At 73.3% G+C, this 23037-nt stretch carries 23 protein-coding genes; 12 read left to right on the top strand and 11 right to left on the bottom strand.

The window, feature by feature from the left end:
- Window positions 1-2 precede the first annotated feature (2 nt).
- Genes BLV02_RS34540 through BLV02_RS34505 form a run of 8 tightly spaced genes read left to right on the top strand, consistent with a single transcriptional unit; the run spans window position 3 to window position 9277 of the window.
- The gene (locus BLV02_RS34540; RefSeq protein ID WP_069111333.1) at window positions 3-1145 is read left to right on the top strand and encodes an NAD(P)/FAD-dependent oxidoreductase; all 1143 of its coding nucleotides are present in this window, start codon (window positions 3-5) and stop codon (window positions 1143-1145) included.
- Window positions 1142-2350, top strand: a complete 1209-nt coding sequence (locus BLV02_RS34535; RefSeq protein ID WP_069111334.1) for a cytochrome P450 — start codon at window positions 1142-1144, stop codon at window positions 2348-2350. The genes BLV02_RS34540 and BLV02_RS34535 overlap by 4 nt, the downstream gene beginning before the upstream one ends.
- The gene (locus tag BLV02_RS34530; RefSeq protein ID WP_069111335.1) at window positions 2337-3293 is read left to right on the top strand and encodes an NHL repeat-containing protein; all 957 of its coding nucleotides are present in this window, start codon (window positions 2337-2339) and stop codon (window positions 3291-3293) included. The genes BLV02_RS34535 and BLV02_RS34530 overlap by 14 nt, the downstream gene beginning before the upstream one ends.
- Window positions 3290-3910, top strand: a complete 621-nt coding sequence (locus BLV02_RS34525) for a GNAT family N-acetyltransferase (RefSeq protein ID WP_069111336.1) — start codon at window positions 3290-3292, stop codon at window positions 3908-3910. Before BLV02_RS34530 ends, BLV02_RS34525 begins: the two co-directional genes overlap by 4 nt.
- 46 nt (window positions 3911-3956) lie before the next feature.
- A complete protein-coding gene (locus BLV02_RS34520) occupies window positions 3957-5228 on the top strand; it encodes an ABC transporter substrate-binding protein (RefSeq protein ID WP_069111337.1) in 1272 nt (423 codons plus the stop codon).
- Window positions 5225-6187: a carbohydrate ABC transporter permease gene (locus tag BLV02_RS34515; protein WP_083288607.1), complete on the top strand. Its 963-nt coding sequence runs from the start codon at window positions 5225-5227 to the stop codon at window positions 6185-6187. The genes BLV02_RS34520 and BLV02_RS34515 overlap by 4 nt, the downstream gene beginning before the upstream one ends.
- A complete protein-coding gene (locus tag BLV02_RS34510; RefSeq protein ID WP_069111338.1) occupies window positions 6180-7025 on the top strand; it encodes a carbohydrate ABC transporter permease in 846 nt (281 codons plus the stop codon). Before BLV02_RS34515 ends, BLV02_RS34510 begins: the two co-directional genes overlap by 8 nt.
- Window positions 7026-7042: 17 nt before the next feature.
- Window positions 7043-9277 (top strand): alpha-N-acetylglucosaminidase, encoded by a 2235-nt coding sequence (locus BLV02_RS34505; RefSeq protein WP_069111339.1) that lies wholly within the window; start codon window positions 7043-7045, stop codon window positions 9275-9277.
- On the opposite strand, the gene BLV02_RS34500 is transcribed toward BLV02_RS34505, so the two are convergent.
- The 5 genes from BLV02_RS34500 to BLV02_RS36190 all read right to left on the bottom strand — a co-directional run bounded on the left by BLV02_RS34500 (window position 9243) and on the right by BLV02_RS36190 (window position 13536).
- Window positions 9243-9965, bottom strand: coding sequence for a class I SAM-dependent methyltransferase (locus BLV02_RS34500; RefSeq protein WP_069111340.1), 723 nt, complete (start codon window positions 9963-9965; stop codon window positions 9243-9245). The genes BLV02_RS34505 and BLV02_RS34500 overlap by 35 nt on opposite strands.
- Window positions 9962-10561, bottom strand: a complete 600-nt coding sequence (locus tag BLV02_RS34495; RefSeq protein WP_171906734.1) for a thioredoxin-like domain-containing protein — start codon at window positions 10559-10561, stop codon at window positions 9962-9964. Before BLV02_RS34495 ends, BLV02_RS34500 begins: the two co-directional genes overlap by 4 nt.
- A gap of 54 nt (window positions 10562-10615) precedes the next feature.
- A complete protein-coding gene (locus tag BLV02_RS34490; RefSeq protein ID WP_171906735.1) occupies window positions 10616-11875 on the bottom strand; it encodes an MFS transporter in 1260 nt (419 codons plus the stop codon).
- A complete protein-coding gene (locus tag BLV02_RS34485) occupies window positions 11872-12999 on the bottom strand; it encodes a PLP-dependent cysteine synthase family protein (RefSeq protein ID WP_069111566.1) in 1128 nt (375 codons plus the stop codon). The genes BLV02_RS34490 and BLV02_RS34485 overlap by 4 nt, the downstream gene beginning before the upstream one ends.
- Before the next feature lie 108 nt (window positions 13000-13107).
- A complete protein-coding gene (locus BLV02_RS36190; RefSeq protein ID WP_141711563.1) occupies window positions 13108-13536 on the bottom strand; it encodes a hypothetical protein in 429 nt (142 codons plus the stop codon).
- A 115-nt stretch (window positions 13537-13651) separates the two neighbouring features.
- Between BLV02_RS36190 and BLV02_RS36185 the strand changes: the two genes are divergently transcribed.
- The 3 genes from BLV02_RS36185 to BLV02_RS34465 are packed head-to-tail and all read left to right on the top strand — an operon-like array spanning window position 13652 to window position 15823.
- Complete coding sequence (locus tag BLV02_RS36185; RefSeq protein ID WP_141711564.1) at window positions 13652-14428, top strand: hypothetical protein; 777 nt, start codon at window positions 13652-13654, stop codon at window positions 14426-14428.
- Between the two features lie 58 nt (window positions 14429-14486).
- Window positions 14487-14864 carry a BlaI/MecI/CopY family transcriptional regulator gene (locus BLV02_RS34470; RefSeq protein WP_069111343.1) on the top strand — a complete coding sequence of 126 codons (378 nt, stop codon included), beginning with the start codon at window positions 14487-14489 and terminating at the stop codon, window positions 14862-14864.
- Window positions 14861-15823: a M56 family metallopeptidase gene (locus BLV02_RS34465; RefSeq protein WP_069111344.1), complete on the top strand. Its 963-nt coding sequence runs from the start codon at window positions 14861-14863 to the stop codon at window positions 15821-15823. The genes BLV02_RS34470 and BLV02_RS34465 overlap by 4 nt, the downstream gene beginning before the upstream one ends.
- Window positions 15824-15827: 4 nt before the next feature.
- Here BLV02_RS34465 and BLV02_RS34460 read toward each other — a convergent pair whose 3' ends face one another.
- The 4 genes from BLV02_RS34460 to BLV02_RS34445 are packed head-to-tail and all read right to left on the bottom strand — an operon-like array spanning window position 15828 to window position 21098.
- Window positions 15828-16868, bottom strand: a complete 1041-nt coding sequence (locus tag BLV02_RS34460; protein WP_069111345.1) for a lipocalin-like domain-containing protein — start codon at window positions 16866-16868, stop codon at window positions 15828-15830.
- On the bottom strand, window positions 16865-18217 hold the full coding sequence (locus BLV02_RS34455; protein WP_069111346.1) for an MFS transporter: 1353 nt from the start codon (window positions 18215-18217) through the stop codon (window positions 16865-16867). The genes BLV02_RS34460 and BLV02_RS34455 overlap by 4 nt, the downstream gene beginning before the upstream one ends.
- Complete coding sequence (locus BLV02_RS34450) at window positions 18214-18906, bottom strand: hypothetical protein (RefSeq protein WP_069111347.1); 693 nt, start codon at window positions 18904-18906, stop codon at window positions 18214-18216. Before BLV02_RS34450 ends, BLV02_RS34455 begins: the two co-directional genes overlap by 4 nt.
- Window positions 18903-21098 carry an MMPL family transporter gene (locus BLV02_RS34445; protein WP_069111348.1) on the bottom strand — a complete coding sequence of 732 codons (2196 nt, stop codon included), beginning with the start codon at window positions 21096-21098 and terminating at the stop codon, window positions 18903-18905. Before BLV02_RS34445 ends, BLV02_RS34450 begins: the two co-directional genes overlap by 4 nt.
- 132 nt (window positions 21099-21230) lie before the next feature.
- On the opposite strand from BLV02_RS34445, the gene BLV02_RS34440 reads away from it, so the two are divergent.
- On the top strand, window positions 21231-21869 hold the full coding sequence (locus BLV02_RS34440; RefSeq protein WP_069111349.1) for a TetR/AcrR family transcriptional regulator: 639 nt from the start codon (window positions 21231-21233) through the stop codon (window positions 21867-21869).
- A gap of 10 nt (window positions 21870-21879) precedes the next feature.
- Here the strand turns inward: BLV02_RS34440 and BLV02_RS34435 are convergent, their stop codons facing one another.
- Both BLV02_RS34435 and BLV02_RS34430 read right to left on the bottom strand, forming a co-directional pair.
- The gene (locus tag BLV02_RS34435) at window positions 21880-22089 is read right to left on the bottom strand and encodes a heavy-metal-associated domain-containing protein (protein WP_069111350.1); all 210 of its coding nucleotides are present in this window, start codon (window positions 22087-22089) and stop codon (window positions 21880-21882) included.
- Between the two features lie 120 nt (window positions 22090-22209).
- Window positions 22210-23025, bottom strand: a complete 816-nt coding sequence (locus BLV02_RS34430) for an IclR family transcriptional regulator (protein WP_069111351.1) — start codon at window positions 23023-23025, stop codon at window positions 22210-22212.
- Between the last annotated feature and the right edge of the window lie 12 nt (window positions 23026-23037).

Genomic DNA, 23037 nt, shown 5'->3' with positions numbered 1-23037 from the left:
GCATGACCACGCGGCCCAGCACCGTGATCGTCGGCGCGTCGATCGCCGGCATCACGACGGCGGAGTCGTTGCGCCGCGCCGGCTACGACGGGGCGATCACCGTGGTCGGGGCGGAACCGCACCGCCCTTACCACCGCCCGCCGCTGTCCAAGCAGGTCCTGACGGGTCAGTGGGCGCCCGCGGACGCGACGATCACGACCGCCGCCGACGGTGTCGACCTCGTCCTCGGCGTCCGCGCCACCGGCCTCGACACCGGCCGGCGGGTCCTGCTGACCACGGACGGCGAGCTGCCCTACGACTCGCTGGTGATCGCCACCGGCGTCTCCGCCCGCCGGCCCGCGGTCGCCGGCGTGCACACGCTGCGCACCGTCGACGACGCGGCCGCGCTCACCGCCGCCCTCGACGGCGCGAGCCGGGCGCTGGTGATCGGCGCCGGCATCCTCGGCGCCGAGATCGCGGCCGGCCTGTCGAAGCGCGGGCTGGCGGTGACGCTCACCGGCCGGCACCGGGAGCTGCGGTTCGGCACCATCGGACCGTTGCTCTCGCCCCGCCTGGTGCGCCTGCACCGGGCGAACGGCGTGCGGCTGCGGCTCGGCGTCGACGCCGTCGAGCTGCGCCGTGACGGCACCGTGCTGTCGGACGGATCCGAGCCGGCCGCCGACGTCGTCGTGACGGCCACCGGGTGCCGCCCGAACGTCGGCTGGCTGGCCGGGTCGGCGGTGCGGATCGACGACGGCGTCGTGTGCGACACCGCCGGCCGGGCGGCCCCGGACGTCTACGCCGTCGGCGACGTCGCGCGCTGGGCGCCCGCGCCCCGGGTCGAGCACCAGCAGCACGCGATCGAGCAGGCCCACGCCGTCGCGACGACGATCGTCACCGGCCGGCCGCCGATGCACGACATCGTGCCCTTCTACTGGTCCGAGCTCCACGGCACGCGCATCCAGGTGTACGGACGCCTCGACGGCGCGAACGCCCTCGCGGTGGTCGACGGCGACGTGGCCGGCGGCCGGTTCGTCGCGCTCGCCACCCGCGACGGCGCCCCCGTCGGCGTCGTCGGCTGGAACCTCCCGCGCGCCTTCCGCGAGGCCCGCGCCCGGCTCGCCCCCATCCCGGCAGACCTCGGAGAAAGGCAGCTCGTCCCATGAGCACCGCACCGAACATCGAGGGCACCGGCTGCCCGTACCACGCGGCCGTCATGCCCACCGACGGCACGCCGTTCCGCCCGTCGCCGCAGTTCGCGGCGTGGCGGGCGGAGGCGCCCGCGACCCACCTGACGGCCGACGACGGGAACGTCGGGTGGTTCGTCACCGGGTACGACCTGGCCCGGGCGGTCCTGGAGGACGCGGCCCGGTTCAGCCAGGCCGACCAGCGCCACCCGGTCGGGCACCACGCGTTCTCCGGTCACCTGCCCGACAACGACCTGGTGGACGCCTTCATGGCGGGCAACGTCCTCGGCCTCGACCCGCCGCAGCACACCAGGGTCCGCCGGACCGTCGTCGGCCGGTTCTCGGTCCGCTCGGTGCGCGGCCAGCTGCCGGCCGTCCGCGCCTTCGTCGAACGACGCCTGGACGAGATCGTCGCGGCCGGGAGCAGCGCCGACCTGTTCTGGGACTTCGGCGTCCCCGTCTCGGTGTTCGCCCACTGCCGCGTGCTGGGCATCCCGGAGCACCGGTCCGGCGAGTTCACCGACATCTTCGCCGCCGAGGACCTCCGCCCGGAGGAGATGATCGCCTTCGCCCGCGAGGTGCTCGAGCTGAAGCGCGACGACCTCGGCGAGGACACCATCAGCGACATCCTGCGCTCCGATCTCACCGACGCGGAGAGCCTGGGGATCACCTCGGTGCTGATGGGCTCCGGACGCGACGCGATCGCCTACATGATCCCGACGACCATGGTCTCGCTGCTGACCGACCCCGGCCAGCTGGCGGCGCTGCGCCGCGACCCCGCGCTGATCCGCCCGGCGGTCGAGGAGTTCGTCCGGTTCCACGCGATGTTCGTGTCCGCGCACCCGCGCACCGTCGCCGAGGACGTGACCCTGCAGGGGATCGAGTTCCGGGCGGGCGAGTCGGTCTGGGTGTCGACGGTGGCGGCGAACCGCGACGGCGACCGCTTCGCCGACCCGGACACCTTCGACGTCACCCGCGACGCCTTCGGGCACATCGCCTTCGGCCACGGCATCCACGGCTGCATCGGCCAGCAGCTCGCCCGGGTGGTCATCGCCGAGGCGATCACCCAGCTGCTGGACCGGCTGCCGTCGCTGCGGCTGGTCGAGGCGGCGCAGTCCGCGCCGCTGCCGTTCGCCGGCCCGCTGCCCACCTACTCACCGGGGAGAGTTCATGTCGAGTGGTAACGGTCTGACCTGGGCGACGCTGTCGCCGAGCGGGCGGGACGGCGCCGAGTGGTCGCACGCCGGCATCGCCGCCGACGCCGGCGGGACGGTGTACTGGACCGACCCCGCGGGCGGGGCGCTCATCGCGCGCCACCTCCCGACCGGCAGCGTGCAGCGCATCCCCGTCCCGCTGCTCGAGGTGCACGACATCACCCTCGGCCCGGGCGGCGGCCGGCTCTGGCTGGTCGACCCCGGCTGGAAGCAGCGGCCGCCGGCGTACGACCCGGAGACCCGGGTGGGACGCGCGGGCGTGCTGGACCTCGCCTCGGGCGTCTTCACCGACCTCGTCCGCCCGGAGCACCCGCGCTACGCGGAGTACGGCTGGTACCCGACCTCCGTCGCCGTCGACGACACCGAGTCGCTGGTCGTGGTGGCCGACGGCTACGGGGAGAGCCTGGTGCACCTGTTCCGCGGCGACGACGTGACGACCCTGGAGGGCGCCGGCGGAACGCCGTTCCGGTGCCCGCACGGCGTCATCGTCCGGGCCGGATCGGAGCTCGTCATCGCCGATCGCGGCAACAGCCGCCTGGTCCGTCTCGACCTCGACGGGCGGTTCGCGGGCGAGTTCACCCACCCGGAGCTGCGCAGCCCGAGCGGCCTCGCGGCGCTCGGCGAGCGGCTCGTCGTCACCGACCTCGACGGCGCCCTGCACAGCGTCGACCTCGATCGCGGCGGGCTCGACGTGCTCGTCCCGTTCCCGGACGGCGAGAAGCGGCCGGGCTGGCCGAACCACGAGGTCGGCGGCGCGATGGTGCGCCCGCCGCTGTACGACGGCGTGCTGAACAGCCCGCACGGCGTCGCCACCGGCCCGGACGGCTCGATCTTCCTCACCGAGTGGGTCATCGGCGGGCGCGAGCTGCACCTGCGGCCGAGCCCTCCGGACGGGGCGGGAGCGGCCCGATGAGCCCCGAGATCCGTCCCTACCGCCCCGCCGACCGCGACGACATCGCCCGCGTCTGCCTGCGCACGGGGGCGAGCGGCGGCGACGCGACCGGCTGGTACTCGGACGACACGCTGCTGCCCGACCTGGCCGCGGTGCCGTACCTGGAATACGCCCCGGACCTCGCCCTCGTCGTCGACGACGGTGAGCGCGCGGCCGGCTACCTGATCGGCGTCGCCGACACCGCCGCGTTCATCGAGTGGTGGCGGCGCGAGTGGGTCCCCGTCGTGGCCGCGAGGCATCCGGGCCCGGGCGCCCCGACGGCGCACACGCCGCGGATCAGCGAGGAGCTGCTGCTCGAGGTGGGCCGGCAGCCCGAGGTGATGCGCCTCCCCGAGCTCGACGCCTACCCCGCGCAGCTGCACGTCAACCTGCTGCCCGAGGTGCAGGGGCAGGGGCTCGGCCGGCGCCTCGTCGACCGGTTCCGGGCGATGCTCGCGGCCCGCGGCGTGCCCGCCCTCCACCTCGGCATCGACCCGGACAACGTCGGCGCCCGCGCGTTCTACGACTGCCTCGGCTTCCACGAACTGCCGTCGAGCACCCCGCAGCATCCCCTGTTCGGCATCGCGACCACGCCGTAGCCGCGACTTCCCCATCCCTCGAGTCAGCGTTCGAAAGGAGAGCAGCATGAACAAGCTCGTCGCGGGCATCGCCGCCGCGTCAGTCGTCGTGCTCGGGCTCGCCGCCTGCTCCGGCAGCGACGGATCGACGGCCTCCGATCCTGGTGAGGCCGCCGGAGAGATCACCTACGCGTTCTGGGACCCGAACCAGCAGCCGGTGGTCGACGCCGTCATCGCCGCCTTCGAGAAGGAGCACCCGGAGGTGACCGTCACCCCGGTCGTCACGCCGTACGCGCAGTACTGGACGAAGCTGCGGACCCAGGCGTCGTCGGACACCCTGCCCGACGTGTTCTGGATGAACATGCCGTACTTCCAGCTCTACGCGGCCAACGACCAGCTGGCCCCGATCGACGACCTGGTGGAGTCGGGCGCCGTCGACCCGTCGAAGTACCCGGACAACCTCGCCGACTTCTACCGGCTCGACGACGTGCGCTACGCGGTGCCGAAGGACGTCGACACGAACGCCATGTGGATCAACAAGGCGCTCTTCGAGCAGGCCGGCGTCGCCCTGCCGTCGCCGGACTGGACCTACGACGACTTCCGCGCCACGTCCGCGGCCATCCGCGACGCCCTCGGCGACCAGGGCGTCTACGGCACCGCCTTCTACACCGGCGGCCAGACCACCTACTACAGCTCCATCTTCGCCTACGGCGGGTCCGTGGTCACCGACGACGGCACGAGCGGCTGGGCCGAGCCGGAGACCGTGCAGGGCCTGCAGGTCTGGGCCGACATCGTCGCCGACGGATCGTCGCCGACGATCCAGCAGCTCGCGGAGACGACGGCCGACCAGTGGTTCCTGAACGGCAAGGCCGCGATGTTCCCCTCCATCGGCGGCGCGAGCATCGCCCTGGTCGGGACCTCGCCGAACGCCGCCGACTACGTCGCGGTCCCGCTGCCCCGGGCCGAGCGCCAGGCGACCGTCGCCCACGCGCTGGCGAACGTCGTCAGCGCCCGGTCGGAGCACCCAGCCGCCGCGCAGGCGTTCCAGGCCTTCCTCGCCGGCGAGCAGGCCCAGTTGCTCCAGGCCGAGAGCGGGACCACCCTCTCCGCCTACGAGGGGACCAGCGACGCGTTCGTCCGGAGCTATCCGGACCTCGGCCTGCAGACCTTCATCGACGCGATCGACTACTCCTTCGCGTATCCCGCCACGAAGGACACCGACGCCTGGGCCTCGCAGGAGCCGGTCATCGTCGGGCAGGCCCTCGCCGGCGACATCACCGTCGAGGACGCGGCACGGCAGCTCGACGAGGCGCTGAACGCGGCGGTGGCATCGGAATGAACGTCGCGACGCACGACCACCGGCCGGCCACGGCGAGCACCGTGGCCGGCGCGGCCGGTGGCCCGAGCCCCGGCGGCGGCCGGCGCCGGCGGTCCGACGCGGGTTGGTGGCCCCTGCTCTTCGTCGGGCCGTTCTTCCTCGGCGTCGCGGTCTTCTACCTGTTCCCCATCGTCCAGACCGCGTACTTCAGCCTCACCGACTGGGGGCCTTTCGGCGGCACGACGTTCGTCGGCGCCGACAACTGGCGCTCGCTCCTCGACGACGGCGAGTTCCCGCGCGCCCTGCTCAACACCGTCGTCTACATCCTCATCGTGTTGCTCGGCGTGCCCATCGCCGTCGGCCTCGCCGCGCTGCTGAACCGGCCGACGCTGCGCGGGACGATGGTGTACCGGACGATGTTCTTCCTGCCGTACCTGGCCATGCCGGTGGCGATCGCGCTGGTGTGGAAGCTGATGTTCAACGGCGACTTCGGCGTGATCAACGCGTTCCTCGGGCTGTTCGGCATCGACGGGCCGTACTGGCTCTCGACGCCCGGCTTCGCGCTCGTCGCCGTCGCCATCGTGGGTCTGTGGATGTCGGTGGGGTTCAACATCATCATCCTGTCGGCCGGGCTGCGGTCGATCCCGCCCGAGCTGTACGAGGCGGCCTCGCTCGACGGCGCGAACCGGTGGTCGCAGTTCGTCCGCATCACCGTGCCGCTGCTGACCCCGTCGATCTTCTTCGTGCTGGTCATGAACGTGATCACCGGCTTCCAGCTGTTCGACCTGCTGTTCGCCATCCTCGGCAGCAACCCGGTCATCGACGACACCAAGTCGCTGGTCTACCTCTTCTACGACGAGTCGTTCGTCCAGAACAACCGCGGCTACGGGGCCGCGATCGCGTTCGTCATCCTGCTGATCGTCGCGATCGTCACGGCGATCCAGTTCCGGCTGCAGCGGAGGTGGGTGACCTATGCCTGAGCTCGTCACCGCGCACGCGAACCGCCGGGACGGCCGGAACGGTTTCGCCCACCTCGTCCTGGTCATCGGCAGCCTGGTGATGCTGTTCCCGTTCGCCTGGCAGATCGTCAGCTCGCTCTCGACGAACGCCGAGGTGACGGCGATCCCGTTGAAGCTGTGGCCGTCGTCGCTGCACTTCGAGAACTACACCGAGGTGTTCGAGCAGCTCTCCTTCGCCTCGCAGCTCGGCGTCTCGGTGACCGTCACGGTCATCAGGGTGTTCGGGCACCTCCTGCTCGGGGCGCTCGCCGGCTATGCCTTCGCCCGCATGCGCTTCCCGGGCCGCGGCCTGATGTTCGCGCTCGTCCTCGCCATCATGATGGTCCCGCCGCAGGTCTTCCTCATCTCGCAGTACCAGATCGTCCAGGGACTCGGCTGGCTCAACACCGTGGCGGGGATCGTGGCGCCGGGCATCTTCACGGCGTTCTCGGCCTTCCTCATGCGGCAGTTCTTCCTCGGCCTGCCGGACGAGCTGGAGGAGGCCGCGCGCCTCGACGGCGCGAACCCGTTCCAGGTCTTCTGGAAGGTGATGCTCCCGCTGGCCCGGCCCGGCCTGTCCGCGCTGGCCGTGGTCGGCGTGCTGGTGTCGTGGAACGAGCTGCTCTGGCCGCTCGTCGTCGCGACCGAACCGGGCACCCAGCCGCTGTCCGTCGGCCTCGCGACGCTGCAGGGGCAGTTCATCACCGACTACCCCGTCCTGATGGCGGCCGCGCTGCTCGCGTGCGCCCCCATCCTGATCGTCTTCCTGGCCATGCAGCGCCGGGTGATCGACGGTCTCGCCGTCTCCGGCATGAAATGACAACTGGAGGAACCACCATGACCAACGACCGAGCCGCCGCCGCACTCGCCGGCATCCAGCGCCTCAGCGGCCTGCCGGCCGGCCAGCTCGACGTCACGATCCGCCCGGCCGACGCCGACGCCTTCGCGGCGAGCACGTCCGGCGGCCGGCTGCGGATCGAGGCCACGACGCCGGCCGTCGCGCTGGCGGGCTACGCCCAGCTGGCCCGGCGCACCCGGATCGGCAGTGTCTCGCGCTCCGGTGTCCGCCGGCCCACGGCGCTGCCGGACGGGGCGAGCGTCGCGGCGTCGTCGCCCTACCAGCGTCGGGTCGCCTACAACCTCACCGTCGGCGGCTACACCACGCCGTTCTTCGGCTGGGACGAGTGGGAGCACGAACTCGACCTGCTGGCCGCGAGCGGCATCAACGCGGCGCACATCACCCTCGGCCAGGAGGCGGTCTGGCTGCAGGCGTTCCAGCAGTTCGGGTACACCGAGACCGAGCTGCTCCAGTGGATCGTCCCGCCGTCGCACCAGGCCTGGCAGTGGCTCAACAACATCGAGCACTTCGGCAGCGGCACCACCCGCGGGATCGTCGAGCGGCGGGTGGAGCTCGCCCACCGGGTCTTCGCCCGCATGGCCGAGCTGGAGATCACCCCGATCCTCCCCGGCTTCAGCGGCACCGTCCCGCCGGGATTCGCCGAGCGGAACCCCGGCGCGGCCATCGTGCCGCAGGGACTGTGGTTCATCGACATCGCCGGGCCGCGCCGGCCCGACTGGCTGCGCACCGACACGGCCGACTACGCCAAGGCCGCCGCGGCCTTCTACGGCACGCAGCGCGACCTCTTCGGGCTCTCCGGCTGGTGGGCGGTCGACCTCCTGCACGAAGGCGGCAAGATCGGCGACACCACGCTCGCCGCCGCGGCCCGGGGCGTCGAGGACGCGATGCGGACGGCCGACGCCGGCTACACCTGGGTGGTGCAGGGCTGGGGCGGGAACCCGCAGCCGGAACTGCTCGACGCGCTCGACACCAGCCGGCTGCTCGTCATCGATCTGGTGGGCGAGCACTGGCGGACGATGAACGGCTACGGCGGGACGCCGTGGGTGTACGGCATCCTGCCCAACTACGGCGGACGCCACGGCCTCTACGGCGACCTCGAGGCGATCGCGGCCACGCCCGCGACGCTGTTCGGCGGCACCGAGGCGGTCGGCAACGTCGTCGGGATCACCGACATGGCGGAGGGCGTCGCGAACAACCCCGTCGTCTGGGACCTCTTCCACGACCTCGCCTGGACGACGGAGCCGATCGACCTCGACGCGTGGCTCGACGAGTGGGTCGAGGCGCGCTACGGGCGGTCGACGGAGGGCGCGACCGCCGCGTGGCGGGTGCTGCGCGCACACGCCTACGGCCCTTGGCGGGTCGACGAGACGGCGCCGACGCCCAAGGAGTCCACCCTCGTGGGCACCGGCCAGCCGGTCGACATCGCCGCCCTCGACGCCACCTCGGTGCCGGACGTCCTGGGAGCGGCGGTGGCGGAGGCCGGGGACACGCTCGACGCGTTCGTCGTCTACGCCGGCACCGACTCCGTCGTCGCGGCCGTCCCGAGCCTCGGCGCGAACCAGGCCAGCATGGTGGGACCACGGGTCCTCCCCTACCCCGCCGGCGCCCTGCGTCCCGCGCTGGCCGGGCTGATCGCCGCGGCCGAGGCCGGGCGCTCGCCGTCGCTCGACTACGACCTCGTCGACGTCGCGCGGCAGGTGCTCGCCGACCACGCCCGGCTCGTCCTCGCGCGGATCGGCGCGGCCGTCGAGGCCGGGGACACCGGCGCCTTCGACGCCGCCACCGCCACCTTCCTCGAACTCGTCGACCTGCAGGACGCGACGCTGCACGCGCATCCGGCGTTCCGGCTCGAGACCTGGCTGGCCGGGGCGCGCGCCCTCGGCGCGACGGCGCGGGAACGGGCGGACCTGGCCGAGTGGGGCCGGCGGCTGCTCACGTCGTGGGGCGCCCGCGAGTCCACCATGCTCACGGAGTACGGCAACCGGGACTGGTCCGGGCTGGTCGGCGGCTACTACCGGCAGCGCTGGGCGCTCTGGTTCCAGCAGCTGCGCAACGTGCTCACCGGCGCCCCGACCACGCCGATCGACTGGTACGCCGTCGCCGACGCCTGGGTGAGCGACGACCAGCCGCTCGCCGAGCGTCCCGCCACGGACGTGCTGGAGCAGGCGAAGGCCGCGCTCACGTTCGTGACGAGCCGCCCCGACGGGACATGACGACGTTGTAGCGGTAGCGCCCGTTGACCGAGCCCGTCATCACCGAGTCGCGGATGACGCAGCGCAGGCCGAGGTCGGCGGCCAGCGCGGTGAAGAAGGCGCGGTCGAGGTAGAGCTGCCTGAGCCCGCCCACCGCCTCCTGCACGCCGTACGCCGCCCGGCGCGCTCGCTGGTGCTCTTCCCGTCTGGCCAGGTCATTGACGTCGAAGACACCGACAGCGCGCCGGGCCTTGGCCGCCATCAGCGCGACGACGTCCCGGGCGTACTCGGCGTCCGGGAAGTAGAGGAAGACGCCGTTGCTGACGACGACGTCGTAGCGCGGCCGCGGGTTCACGTCACTGGCCTCGAGCACCTCGACGTCGCCGGAGTCGAGCACGCGCCGGGCCACGTCGACGAGCGCCGGCGCGTAGTCGGAGCCGCCGACCCCGGCGCAGCGCGGCTCGAGGGCGTGCAGCAGCGCGCCGGCGCCGCAGCCGACCTCGTAGACGGTGTCGGTGGCGCCGATGCGCAGCGAGGTGACGATGTGATCGCGCTGCCGGTCGAACTCGCCGAGATCGAGGGCCGAGGTCCGCGAGTCGTACCCGGACAGCGCGGCCAGCTCGACCCGGCCGGGCACCACCCGGCCGGACGCCACGAAGCGCTCGCCCTTGCGCTGCCAGACGTCGTACCAGGTGCGCGGCCCGTTCATGCGCGCACCTGGCAGCCGACGCGTTCCGGCCCGCGCTCCCGGTAGGTGTCCACGAACTCGCGCAGCGCCGGGTCGGCCGCGTCGCCGAACGCCATCCGGCGGTTCCACGCGGTGGCGACGATCGGCTCACTGAGCTCGCTGTTCGGGCTGACGATCCAGTGCGAGTCCCAGTCGCCGAGGACGCCGGCGAGCCGCCCCGCCACGTCGTCGCCGGCAGGGTCGTACCAGAGCACGACGGCGCCGTGCTCGAGCGCGTGCACGGCCAGCCCGGGTTCCAGCGGTGCCGCGGCCACGCCGCAGGCCGGCGCCGAGGCGAGGTGCGCCCCACTGGTCGGCGCGGCGTCGTCGTAGGCGACCTGGGCCGGTTCGACGTGCCCCCGCCCCTCGTCCGGCGGGCGCTCGACGCCGGTGACCTCCGGGCCCGGGCGGACCACCAGGTAGCCGACGCCCACGACGACCGCGGCCCCGGCGATGCCGGCGGCCACCCGCACCGCCAGCCGCCGGCGCCCGGCCTTCCGCGCAGCGGCCGCCGCGGCGGCCCGACGCTGCTCACGTCGCTCCCGTTGGGCCTGACGGCGCGGATCGGTCTGCGGCACAGCCACCTCCTCATCTACTAAAGCGAATAGTAGGTGAGGAGGTGGCCCGTGTCATCAGGCGGTCCCGACCAATGCGACCGGCCGCGGCCGCAGCCGTCCGGAGCGGGCGAGGACGTGCACGCCGAGGGCGCAGGCCGTCCCCAGCACCGCCAGGAGCAGCCACGGCACCCAGGGCACGCCGTGCGCTCGCGCGAGTTCCAGCAGCCCGCCGGTCCCCAGGGTGCCGGCCGCGATGCCGACACCGCAGATGGTGTTGTACAGACCGTAGTGCGTGGCCACCAGGCGATCGCCCGCCAGCGACACGATGGTGTCCATCTCGAACGGGAAGACGACCATCGTGCCGACCGTGAGGACGCACACCGAGACCAGCAGCGGGACGAACGTCGCGACCCCGCCCGCCTCCTCCCGCAGCACCACCGGCAGCGGCACGAGGAACGCCGCCGCCATCAGCAACAGTCCGGCGGCGATGCAGCGCCCGCCGTCCCAGCGCCGCCGGCACCACTCGGTCACCCGGAGCTGGCCGGCGACGGCGATCAGGCCGGAGACCGCGAACAGGATGCCCACCGCGACCGTGGCCGCCCCCGGCGACGACGCGAGCCGGCCGGTCTCCAGCGGCAGCGCCAGGTACACCTGGAAGGAGAGCACGTACGAGCCGGCCATCACCACCGAGAAGGCCAGGAACCGCCGGTTCGCGAACACGATGCGCCAGCCGGCCAGCACGGACGGCGCCGGCTCGAACGGACGCCGGTCGGGCAGCGCCCGCACCTGCAGCACCGTCAGGCCGGCGAAGACGAGCGCCGCGACGGTACAGGTGAGCTCGAACGCCACCGACGTCAGCAGCAGCCCGATCAGCGGGCCGAGCAGGATGCCCGCCTGGTAGAAGACGTTGAAGACGGCGAACGCCTCCACCCGGCGCCCGCCCGCGTCCTGGGCGACGTAGGCCCGGACGGCCGGATTGAACAGCGCGCCGGCGAAACCGGTCGCCATCGACGCGACGAGCAGCGCCGGCACCGAGGTGGCGAGGGCCAGCAGCACGAACCCGGCCGCGCGCAGGGCACAGCCCGCCACGATCAGCCGCTTGTAGCCGAGCCGGTCGGCGAGGGTGCCGCCGACGAGGAACATGCCCTGCTGCGAGAAGTTCCGCGCGCCCAGGATCAGGCCGACCAGCCAGCCGGCCAGCCCGACCGTGACCGACAGGTGCGCCGCGAGATACGGCATGAGCATGTAGAACCCGAGGTTGATCGCGAACTGGCTGAGCGCGAGCAGGCGGATCGGACGGTCGAACGTGCGCAGCTCACGCACCGTCGCGATCACCGTCCGCCCTCCGCTCCGGCGAGGACGGGGTTCACGACGCCCGGGCACCGCGTCCACCGCGTCACCTCGCGTTCGCCGGGGTGGGCGACGACGTCCGGATCGGCCGCCGGGGCCACGTCCAGCAGGCCGCGTTCGGCGCAGTAGGCGTCGTTGTAGACGGTGTCGAAGTACCGCTGCGGGCCGTCGGGGAAGATCGCCGCGATGCGGGTGTCGGCCGGCCGCGTGCGGGCCAGCCAACCGGCGACGAGCGCCACGGCCCCGACGCTCCATCCCCCGGACGCGTACTGCGACGCGGCCAGCCGCCGGCAGGTGTGCACCGACTCGGCGGCGCTGACCCAGTGCACCTCGTCGAAGGCCGCGTAGTCGACGTTGGCCGGGTGGATGCTGGAGCCGAGGCCGCGCATCAGCCTCGACCGGGCCGGCTGCCCGAAGATCGTCGAGCCGACGGCGTCGACGCCGACCATGCGCAGGCCCGGGTAGTACTGCCGCAGCACCCGGGCGACGCCGGCCGAGTGCCCGCCGGTCCCGACCGAGCAGACCAGCACGTCGATGCGGCCCAGTTGGCCGGCCAGCTCGCTCGCCAGCGTCGCGTACGCCTCGACGTTGTCCGGATTGCCGTACTGGTCCGGGCAGAACGCACCCGGGTGCCGCGCCATGACGTCACGCACCCGCCGGCGGCGCGCCTCCTGCCAGCCGCCGGCCGGGTCGGGCCGTTCCACCGTCTCGACCCGGGCGCCGTAGGCCCGCAGCAGCCGCGCGACGATCGGCTCCATGCCGGGGTCGCTCACCAGCGTGACCGGGTGCCCGTAGACGATGCCGGCGAGCGCCAGGCCCAGGCCGAGCGTGCCGCTGGTCGACTCGACGATCATGGCGCCGGGCGCCAGCTCGCCGCGTTCCCTGGCCCGGGCGACCATGTGCAGCGCCGGGCGGTCCTTCATCCCGCCCGGGTTGTGGCCCTCCAGCTTGGCCCAGAAGCCGCTGCCGTCGGTCGTGAACGGCGCGTCGATCCACACCACCGGCGTGTTGCCGACGGCGCGGGAGAGATGGGCGCCTGCGGAGTTCAGCGCCCGCGGAATGACCACCGTGCCGGTGGAGACCGCGGGAACGAGGTCGTGAGAGAGCATGACGATTCCGTTCTGTGCGAGCTGCTGAATGCGCCGCCACACCGGCGCGCATCGACCCATGCGGGAGCGGCGCGGCCGGACGACCGGCGGCGCTCGCTCCGAGGTCTGTCAGCGCCTCGACACGCAGCAGGAACAGAGGACGTCGCGCCCGGGCCGCGACACGACCCGGCGGGCGCCACGGGCGAACAGCCGGATCGGCCCGGCTCGCCGGCCCTGCCCCCATCCGACGGCGACCAGCGGCAACGCCAGGAAGATCGCGTCGGAGCCACCATGCGAACGCGACGTCGCGACGCAGGTCTCGTCATGCGGGTCGGCCTGCGACCCGTCGTGGCCGCAGTCACCGGACGGCGGCGCGTGGTGCCCCGGCCCCCCGTGCTGCGCCGACACCTCGTGCGCGGCGACCGGACCGGCCGGCGCCTCCACCTGCCCGTCGGAACAGGGCAAGAGGTGAAGAGCGAGATAGGTCAGGACGAATCCGGCCGAGACCAGCAGGAAGCGGAGCCTGGATCGGCTCCACAGCGGCTGATGACTCGTCACGATGACAAGATCGTACACAGGTGTCACACCCGGCCGCTCCGGCTCGCCGGAACGCTCCTGGCAGACGCCCAGGCTATGCTGAGGCCAGCCGGTCGGCCTCGGCGCCGACCCGACGATGGTCCCGGCGTACCGACGAAACGTCGCCCAGATGGCCCACGCAAGCCAGACCGCACGACGCGGTCCCTCGGTCCTCTCCCTTCGGTTCCAGGTGCTCGACGATCGACCGGACTGGCCTGTGGTCCAGGTCCTGATCGACGGCAAGGACCCGTTCGCCGACGCCGCCCCGGGCTGGCGCGGCTTCGACCCCGCGGACGTCCTCGGGCGCCGCTCTCCGCTGCTGCCGGCGGACGGCCTGGGACGACGCGTGGCGGTGTACCGGTGCTCCTGCGGGATCACCGGGTGCGGTGTGATCGCTCCGGTCATCGTCTCGTCGCCGGACGGCACCCGCGTGTCGTGGATCGACTTCCGCGACTATGTGGGCGTCTTCATCGGTCCGGCCGAAGCGTCCACCGACCAGCACGAGGGCAGGCCGTGGGACCTGCCGGACCTGCACTTCGACCGGGAGCAGTACGTCGCGGAGGTCGAACGCGCCTCCCTGGACGGCTCGTGGGAGACGCCCCGGCGGAGAACCGCACGGCTGCTGTACGAGCTGCTCGAACCGCAGGACCTCGTCCTGCCACCTGATCTGGGCCTGGCGTGGGCATCGCCCGCGTGGAGCGAGGACGGCGTCTCGCTCATGTTCCAGCATCTGAGCCGTGGGCCTCGTCTCGAGGTTCGCCAGCAGATGCTTCGGCTCGCGAGTGCACACGAGGACCCGGCCGTTGCCGCCGAGGACATGGCACACCAACTGCTCTCGACCTGGCCCGGCGACTGGGTCCGGACCTTCGGATGACGCTCCGTCCGCCTCGGCGAACTACTACTATGCCGCCTAGGCGATGAGGGGAGGCGGGATGCGGCCGTTCGGCGAGCTCGAGGCGGCGATCATGGAGGTCGTCTGGTCCGCCCCGGAACCGATCACCATCCGCGAGATCAAGGATCAGCTCCCGCAGCAGCCGGAGCGGGCGTACACCACCGTCCAGACGGTCGTCGACATCCTGTACCGCAAGGGCTGGCTCGGGCGGGCGCGCGACGGCAAGGCGCACCGCTACGCACCCAGCCGGTCGCGCGACGACTACACGGCCGGCCTGCTCGGGGAGGCGCTGACCACGACGACGGACCGCACGGGAGCGCTGCTTCGCCTGGTCGGGACGATGGACGCCGCCGAGGTGGCGGCGTTGCGGGCGGCGCTCGACGCGGCCACGGCGGATCGGAGGTCGCCGGCGCCATGACGGCGACGCTGCTCCTGCTGGTCCAGGGGACGTTCCTGGCCGCGGCCGGCGGGCCGCTGCTGCGCCGCGCCACGTGGCCGCAGCGCGCGCCCCGGCTCGGCGTCGCCGTGTGGCTCACCCTCAGCGGCGTCGCGCTCACGTCGGTGTTCTTCGCCGGCCTGACGCTGACGCTGCCCAGGGTTCCGCTGACCTCGGACCTCGCGACGTTCGTGCACCTGTGCCTGGACGAGATCCGGGCGCAGTACTCCACCCCGGCCGGCGCGTCGAGCGCGGTCGTCGGCGCCGCGATCATGTTCGGCGTGGCCGGACGCCTGGTGCTCTGCTCGGCCCGGGTGGCCCGGTGGCGGGCCGCCGAGCGCGCGCGGCACGCGGCGGCCCTGCGGCTGGTCGGCCGGCGCGAGGCGGTGCTCGGCGCCGCCGTCGTCGACCACGACGTGCCGCTGGCGTACTGCCTGCCCGGCCGCGGGCGCCAGATCGTCCTGACGACCGCCGCGCTGGAGCGTCTCAGCCGGCCGCAACTGGCCGCGGTCCTCGCGCACGAGCGGGCCCACCTCCGGTCCCGGCACGACCTCCTGATCGCGGCCGCCCTCGTCCTGAAGCACGCGTTCCCGTGGGTCCCGGCGTTCGCGCACGCCCACGAGCACGTGTGCTGCCTGGTCGAGATGGCCGCCGACGACGCCGCGCTGCGCACGCACGACCGGCTGACGCTGGCCGAGGGCATCCTCAGGGTGGCCGCCGGCCGCCCGGCCGCCCCCGCGCTCGGCGCCGGCAGCAGCAGCGGTGCACGCGTCCGCCGGCTCATCGCGCCGCGCCAGCGACTGGGCGCCGCACGCGGCCTGCTGGTCGCCGCCGCGGTGGCCGGGCCGCTCCTGACGATGGCCTGGCTCGCCGCGGCGCCCGCCAGCGCCGCCGCCCACGTCGTCACCTGTCCCCTGCCCGCGGCCACCGTCCTGCCGTGACGGGTCAGGAACCCGGCGCGGCGGTCCAGTCGCCGTAGAGCTCGACGTAGGCCCGGCCGGTGCTGGTGCCGGTCACGACGCAGTCGGCCTCGTAGAGACCGCGCGGCTGGCCGGGGTAGTACACGTCGAGTTCCTGCTCGGTGACGAGCGAGCGGACGTCGAGGCGGGTGTCGCGGCCGGGGATCTCGACCCGCCAGCGGGTGGGGTAGGTCTGGCCGGTCAGCGGGCTGGTCCAGAAGTCGCGGGCGTGGTCGGCGAGCGGGACGATCGAGGCGACCGTGTGGTGGCCGGCGGGGTCGACGATGGTGGCGTAGGCCTGGTCGTCGCCGTCCTGGATCAGGTTCCACACGTTGAGGCGGCCGCCGTCGTCGAGGTGGACGGCCATCCAGGTCCAGCGCCGGATGCTCGACCAGTGCCAGGTCCCCCACTGCCGGTCCAGCCAGGACGTGCCGCGCACCCGGTGCGGACGGCCGTCGACGGTGAGGGTGCCGCGCGTGGCCAGCGACGGCAGCGAGTAGTAGTAGCTGAAGCCGTCGGCGAACGGGATCAGGCCGGTGCCGCCGGGGTACAGCGCCGGACCGGTGTGGCGCAGCGTCAGCTCGATCCGCGCGTCCGGGAGGCTCGCGGTGAGGCGCATGTCGTCCATGGGGCCGGCCAGGGTGGCGGCGGGCGTGCGGAGGTCGAGCCCGTCGGTGGAGAACGTCGCCTCGCCGGGCTCGAAGCGTTCGACCAGCCCGCGGTGGGTCCCGGCGGTCTCGTCGGTGATCGCCGCGTGCACCTCCGGCCCGGCGCTGGAGCGGTTGATCGTGACCTCGTACCCGTACCAGCGCCGCCCGGCCCGGACGTGGCCGACGACGTACCACCATTCGTAGGCGACGTCCGGGTCGGAGGCCTGGTCGTCCGGCAGCCGCACGTAGCGGGGGAAGGACTGCGCGACGGGCCGCGCCGGCGAAGGTGCGGCCCGGGCCGGCTCCAGTGGGCCGAGGACGGGCGCCGCGGTGGCGGCCAGGCCGAGTGCGAGGACGGTTCGCCTGCTGGTGGTCATGGGGTCTGCCTTTCCGATGGCGGACGGATACGGGTGGTGGCGATCGCGGTGAGCACGAGGACGCCGACGACGGTCCAGATCGCGGCCGGCATCGCGTCGGTGTAGTCGTCGGTGCCGCCGGCCCGCAGGACGGCCCCGACGACGACCGCGCCGAGCAGCGTGCCGACCTGACGCAGGGTGCTGACGACGCCGGAGGCGGCGCCGGCCATGGCGGGCGGGACGTCGCGCAGGGCGAGCGCGTTGGCGGGCGCGAACACGAGGCCCGCGCCGGCGCCGCAGCCGATCATGCCCGGCAGCAGCCAGAGCACGTCGGTGTCGTCGCCGGACGCGGCGAGCAGCACGAGGAAGCCCGCGGCGAACAGCGCGAGCCCGGGTGGGACGATGAATCGCGGGTCGACCCGGTCGGCGAGGCGGCCCATGACCGGCGAGATGAGCAGCGTCGCCACCGCCGGCGGCGCGAGGATCAGCCCCGCCTCGGCCGGCGTCAGGTCCCGCACCGACTGCAGGTAGAGCGTGTAGATCAGCAGCAGCGCGACGGTGGCGAACAGGGCCGCCATCAGCACGGCGTTCATCAGGGTGAAGTTCCGCCGCCCGAACAGCTCGAACGGTACCAGCGGCGAGCCGGCCTGCTTCGTGCGCTGGTGCAGCACGAACCCGGTCAGCAGGACGAGTCCCGCGCCGCCGGCGTACCACTGCTCCTCGAGCAGGGCGAACACGGTGAGGAACAGGCCGCCGGTCGACAACAGCATGCCGACGAGGTCGAGGCCGGCCGCGTGCCCCCGCCGCGGCGCCTGCCTGGGGATGAGGGCGTGCCCGGCCGCGAGCGCGACCAGCCCGAGCGGGAGGTTGAGCAGGAAGACCGACCGCCAGGTGAGCGTGTCGACCAGCAGCCCACCGGCGGCCGGCCCGGCGACGGTCGCCAGCCCGGCGACGCCGCTCCAGACGCCGAAGGCGAAGCCGCGCCGCTCGGCGGGGAACGTCGTCGCGATGAGCGTCAGCGTCTGGGGCATCAGCATCGCGGCGCCGGCGCCCTGCAGCCCGCGGGCCGCGATGAGCTGGCCGGCGTCCGGCGCCAGCCCGCACCACGCGGACGCGACGGTGAACGTCGCCAGGCCGGCGAGGAACATCGCCCGTGGCGTGTACCGGTCGCCGAGCCGGCCGAAGGGCAGCAGCAGCGCCGCGAAGACCAGCGTGTAGCCGTTGACCACCCACAGCGCCTGCGTCAGCGACGCGTCGAGCCGGTGCTGGATGTCCGGGAGTGCGATGGTGACGACGGTGGTGTCGAGCATCGTCAGGAAGAAGGCCACGCACACCGTGGCCAGCACCGGCCCGGACCGCTCGCGGGTCATGACACGGCTGGCTCGGTCGCGCGGCTCGGCTCGGCCGAGGACGTGCGGGTGCGGAGCAGCACGATGCCGTACCACGCGATCCAGACCACCCAGAGCAGCCAGCCGGCCAGTCCGAGCAGGTCGGCCGCACCCGGGTCGTCGAACACCAGCGGGAGCAGGAGCGCCGAGCTGAGCTGGAGTGTTCCGGCGGTGAACCCGAGGACGGCGTGCCCGGACCGGATGAGCCCGGAGCGCAGTCCCGCGACCGACAGCCCGAGCATCGCGGTGGCGAGGAAGGTGCCGTTGAAGGCGAACAACGCCTCGTTCAACGTCCACAGCGCGTTGGTGGCCGGCGCGTCCGAGGCGGTGCCGGTCAGTGCGAGCCTGGTGGCGGTGAAGACCGTGAAGGTGGCGTTCTGCAGCACCAGGCCGGCGATGCCGACCAAGGACCACGCTTCGCCGCGTGCGCGTTCGGACGGCCACACGGCCGCGACGACCGCGGCGCCGAACAGGACGGCCAGCAGCCAGGCGATGACGGCGAGAGTCCCGCTGAAACCGATGATCCCGGCGTGGGATCCGAAGTAGTCCGCGACCTCGTCGACCGGGTCGCCGATCAGTGGCAGGTGGGTCGGCGCCAGTATCAGGTTGGTGCCGGCCAGGAGGACGGCGAAGCCGAGCGCCGCCCAGCCACCGATGCGGGAGAAGGTCATGACACGTGCTCCTTCGCGAGTGGGGTGGCCGCGGTGTCCGGCCGCGACTCCAGGTTCAGCCGCGGCAGCCGGCGGGCCAGCGCGGACGGCAACCACCAGGCCCGGCGGCCCATCAGCTGCATCGCGGCCGGAACCACCAGGCAGCGGATGATGACGGCGTCGACGAAGATCGCGACGGCCATGCCGAACCCGACCTGTTGCAGCAGCCGTTGCGGACTGAGCATGAACGCGCCGAAGACGAGGATCATGATCAGCCCGGCGGCGGTGATGACGGCGCCGGTGTGCGCGAGGCCCTCGCGCACCGCGGCCGCGTCGTCGCCGGTGCGCTCGCGTTCCTCGTGGATGCGGGAGACGAGGAACACCTCGTAGTCCATGGAGAGCCCGAACACGATCGCGAACACCAGGATCGGGAGGTAGGCCTCGATCGGCCCCGGCGCGATGCCGAACAGTCCTTGCTGGAACACCAGGGTCATCGCGCCGAGCGCGGCTCCGATGCTGAGGAGGTTCAGCACGGCCGCCTTGATCGGGATCAGGATCGACCGGAACATCGCCATCAGGATCAGCACCGACAGACCGACGACGACCGCGACGAAGTACGGCATGCGGTCCGCGACCTTGCCCGCGTAGTCCTGCGTCGCCGCGGTCGCGCCGCCGACGAGGTAGTCGGCGCCGGTCCGCTCCGACAGCGCGGGGAGCACGTCGTCGCGCAGTGCGGTGACGAGGTCGGCGGTCGCCGCGTCCTGCGGCGACGAGTCGGGGATGGCCAGGATGGTGGCGACCCGTCCGTCCTCGCTCAGCGTCGGCGGCGTCGTGGCCGCGACGCCCGCGGTGCCGGCGAGCGTGGTCGTCGCCGCCCGCGCCGGCCCTTCGGCCCCGTCGTCGCCGCCGTCGACCGTGATGAGCAGCGGGCCGTTCACCCCCGGGCCGAAGCCCGCGGCGAGCAGGTCGTAGGCCTGCCGGCTCGTGGTGTCCGGCGGATCGTTTCCGGCGTCGGCGAAGCCCAGCCGCAGGTTCAACGCGGGTGCCGCGAGCGCGCCGAGGACGACGACGGCCAGCACGATCGCCGCGACGGGACGACGCTGGACGGCGGCGGCGAGACGGCGCCACCTCGCGCCCTCGGTCCGGCCCGGGTGCTTCGCGGCCCGCTTCGCCGCGCGTGCGGTGAACTGGCGGGCGAACCGGGCGAGCAGGGCGGGCAGCAGCGTCAGCGACGCGATCATGGTCGCGAGCACCGTCAGCGCGAGCGCCAGGGCCGACCCCTGCACCGAGCCCAGCCCGAGCGTCACCAGTCCCAGCAGCGCCACGATCACCGTCGTGCCGGCGAAGAAGACCGTCCGCCCGGCGGAGTCGATGGCGGTCGTCGCGGCCGCTTCCGGCTCGCTGCCGCGGAGGATCTCGGCGCGGTAGCGGGCGAAGATCAGCAGGGCGTAGTCGATGCCGACGCCCAGGCCCACGAGGACCATGAGGTACTGGGTGTAGGACGTGATCGGGAACGCGTGCGACGCCAGGACGATCAGCCCGACGGCCGAGCCGACCGCGAACAGCGCCGTGACGATCGGCAGGCCGGCCGCGATGACCGTGCCGAACATCAGGACCAGGATCACCAGCGCGGCCAGGATCCCGGCCAGCTCGGCCGTGCCGGTCTCCCCTTCGGCCAGCAACCGGGCGGCCTCGCCGCCGACCTCGACCTGGAGTTCGTCCGTCTCGGCCGACTGCGCGGTGTCGACGATGCGCTGGACCTCGTCGAGCGGCAGGTCCTCCGACGCGACGTCGAGCACGGCCGTCGCGTAGCCGGTGCTGCCGTCCGGTGCGACCGTGGCCGGACTCGCGTACGGGCTCTCCAGGGCGCTGATGGGCGGCAGCGCCGCGACCTCGGCGAGCGCCCGCTCGACCTCGGTCCGGACGGCGGGGTCGCCGAGACCGGCGTCGGCGTGGAAGACGATCTGCAGCGTGTCGCCGGCCCGCCCGAACCCGTGCTCGGCCAGCAGGTCGGCCGCGTGCTGCGACTCCGTGCCCGGCAGCGAGACGTCGTCGCGATAGTCGTCGCCGGCCATCGACGCGGTCACCCAGATGCCGGCCAGGACCGCGATCCACGCGCCGATCGCCGCGAGGCTGTGCCGCTGCGCGAACCGCGCGATCCGCACGAACCCGCCGGGCCGCGCCGGCTCGCGCACCGCGCTATCGGAGGACATGGGCCCGCCCCCGAGTCCCAGAACGCGCCGGTCGGGCAGCCTGGGTGGAAGGGTGGTGCACGAAGCAACAGCAAGAATCTGTCATGCACAAACTATATTCATTAGAAGATCCGTAAAGTCAATGGGGTGGGGATGCCCGAGGAGCCCAGGAAGCGCCGCTACGACTCGCTGCGACGGGAGACGCAGGCGCTGCAGACCCGGGCCGAGATCGCGCAGGCGGCGCGCCGGCTCTTCGTGACGCAGGGCTGGGCGGCCACCACCGTCCGCGACGTCGCCCGCGAGGCCGGCGTCTCCGCGCCGACGGTCTACGCCGCCTACCAGAACAAGACCGGCCTGATCCGCGCGCTCGCCGACGCCGCCGGCCTCTCGGCCGACCCCGCGCAGCAGCTCGCGGAACTGGAGGACCCCGCCACCGACCCGGCCGGCCAGCTCGCCGCCATGGCGTCCTTCGACCGCCGCCTCTACGAACGCGCCGGCGACATCATCGTCATGATCCGCGACGCCGGCCGCAGCGAGCCCGACCTCGCCGCCATCTACACCAACGGCCGCAAGAACGCGGACCGGACCCGGCGGCAGGTGTTCGAGTCGTGGCCGCCCGGTTCACTGCGCGACGGCCTCGACCTGCCCACGGCGGTCGACATCTACGCCGCCATCTGCAACATCGACGCCTACACCACGTTCGTCAACGAACGCGGGTGGACGCCCGGCCGGATCGAGCAGTGGTGGCGCGAGGCACTCCCCCGCGAACTGCTCGATCCCGGCCGGGCGTAGCCGGGTCCGCTCAGACGCGGGTGGCGGCGTATCCCGCGTCCGCGATGGCCGCGCTGATCGCGGCGTCGTCGACGTGCCCGCTGACGATCACCGTCGAGTTCGCGACGTCGACCGCGGTGCCGGTGACGCCGGCCACCTTGGCGACGGCCGTCGTCACCTTGGTGGCGCAGCTGCCACAGGTCATCCCGGTGACCTGGTAGCTGGTCGCGATGTCGCACATGCTGACCTCCGTCTCAGGGCGGCCGTGCCGCCCGGCTCGTGCCGTAGCAGCAGTTCACCTACCCCCTGGGGGTACTGTCAACGCGCGGTGCTGTCACAGCACACACCGGGCCGGACGCCGCTAGCCGGCGGCCATGCGGGCGGAGACGTGCCGGGCGATCGGCACCAGCTGACGGCCGATGTGGTCGGCGTGGCGGGCCAGCCGCGACGTGGGGCCGGAGACGTTCAGCGCAGCCAGGGTCGCGCCGGTGCCGTCGACGATGGGGGTGCCGACGGAGGTGAGGCCGTCCTCGAGCTCGTCGACGGCGACGGTGAAGCCGCGGCGCCGCTCGCCGGCCAGCCGATCCAGCACGCCGCGCATGGACCTGGGCGCCCGCGGGCCCAGCCCGGCGCCGCCGAGGTCGTGGCGGACCAGGACGGCGACGTCGTCGTCGGACATCGCCAGCATGAGCGCCCGGCCGGAGGCGCAGGAGTGCAGCGGCGACGTTCGGCCCACCCAGCCGCCGGCCTGGACCGACTGCGTCGAGCGCTCCCGCGCGACGGTGAACGAGCGGTTGCCGTGCAGCACCGACACCAGCGCCGTCTCGCGCGTCCGGGCGACGAGGTCGCGCATCGCCGGCGTCGCCACCGCGAGCAGCCGCTGGTCGCCGGCCCGGCTGGCCAGGTGGTACATCCGCCAGCCCAGCCGGTAGGCCCGCGTCTCCGGGTCCTGCTCCAGCAGGCCCGACGCGGCGAGCACCTTGAGCATGCGCGAGACCTGGCTGCGCTCGCGGCCGAGGCGCCGGGCGATCTCGCTCACCGTCAGCGTGGCCGGCGCGCCCTCGCTGCCGAAGACGAGGAGCACGGTGGCCACCCGGCCGGCCGCCGAGGCGGTGAGGTCGTCGTCGGGCCCGCCGTCGGCGGCTGCTGTGGGCGGCGTTGTGGTCGGACGCGGCATCGGCGTCACCTC

The sequence above is a fragment of the Jiangella alba genome, assembly GCF_900106035.1.
Classification (GTDB): domain Bacteria; phylum Actinomycetota; class Actinomycetes; order Jiangellales; family Jiangellaceae; genus Jiangella; species Jiangella alba.
Note: the sequence above shows the minus strand (reverse complement) of the source record. Positions and strands in the feature narration are given on the sequence as shown.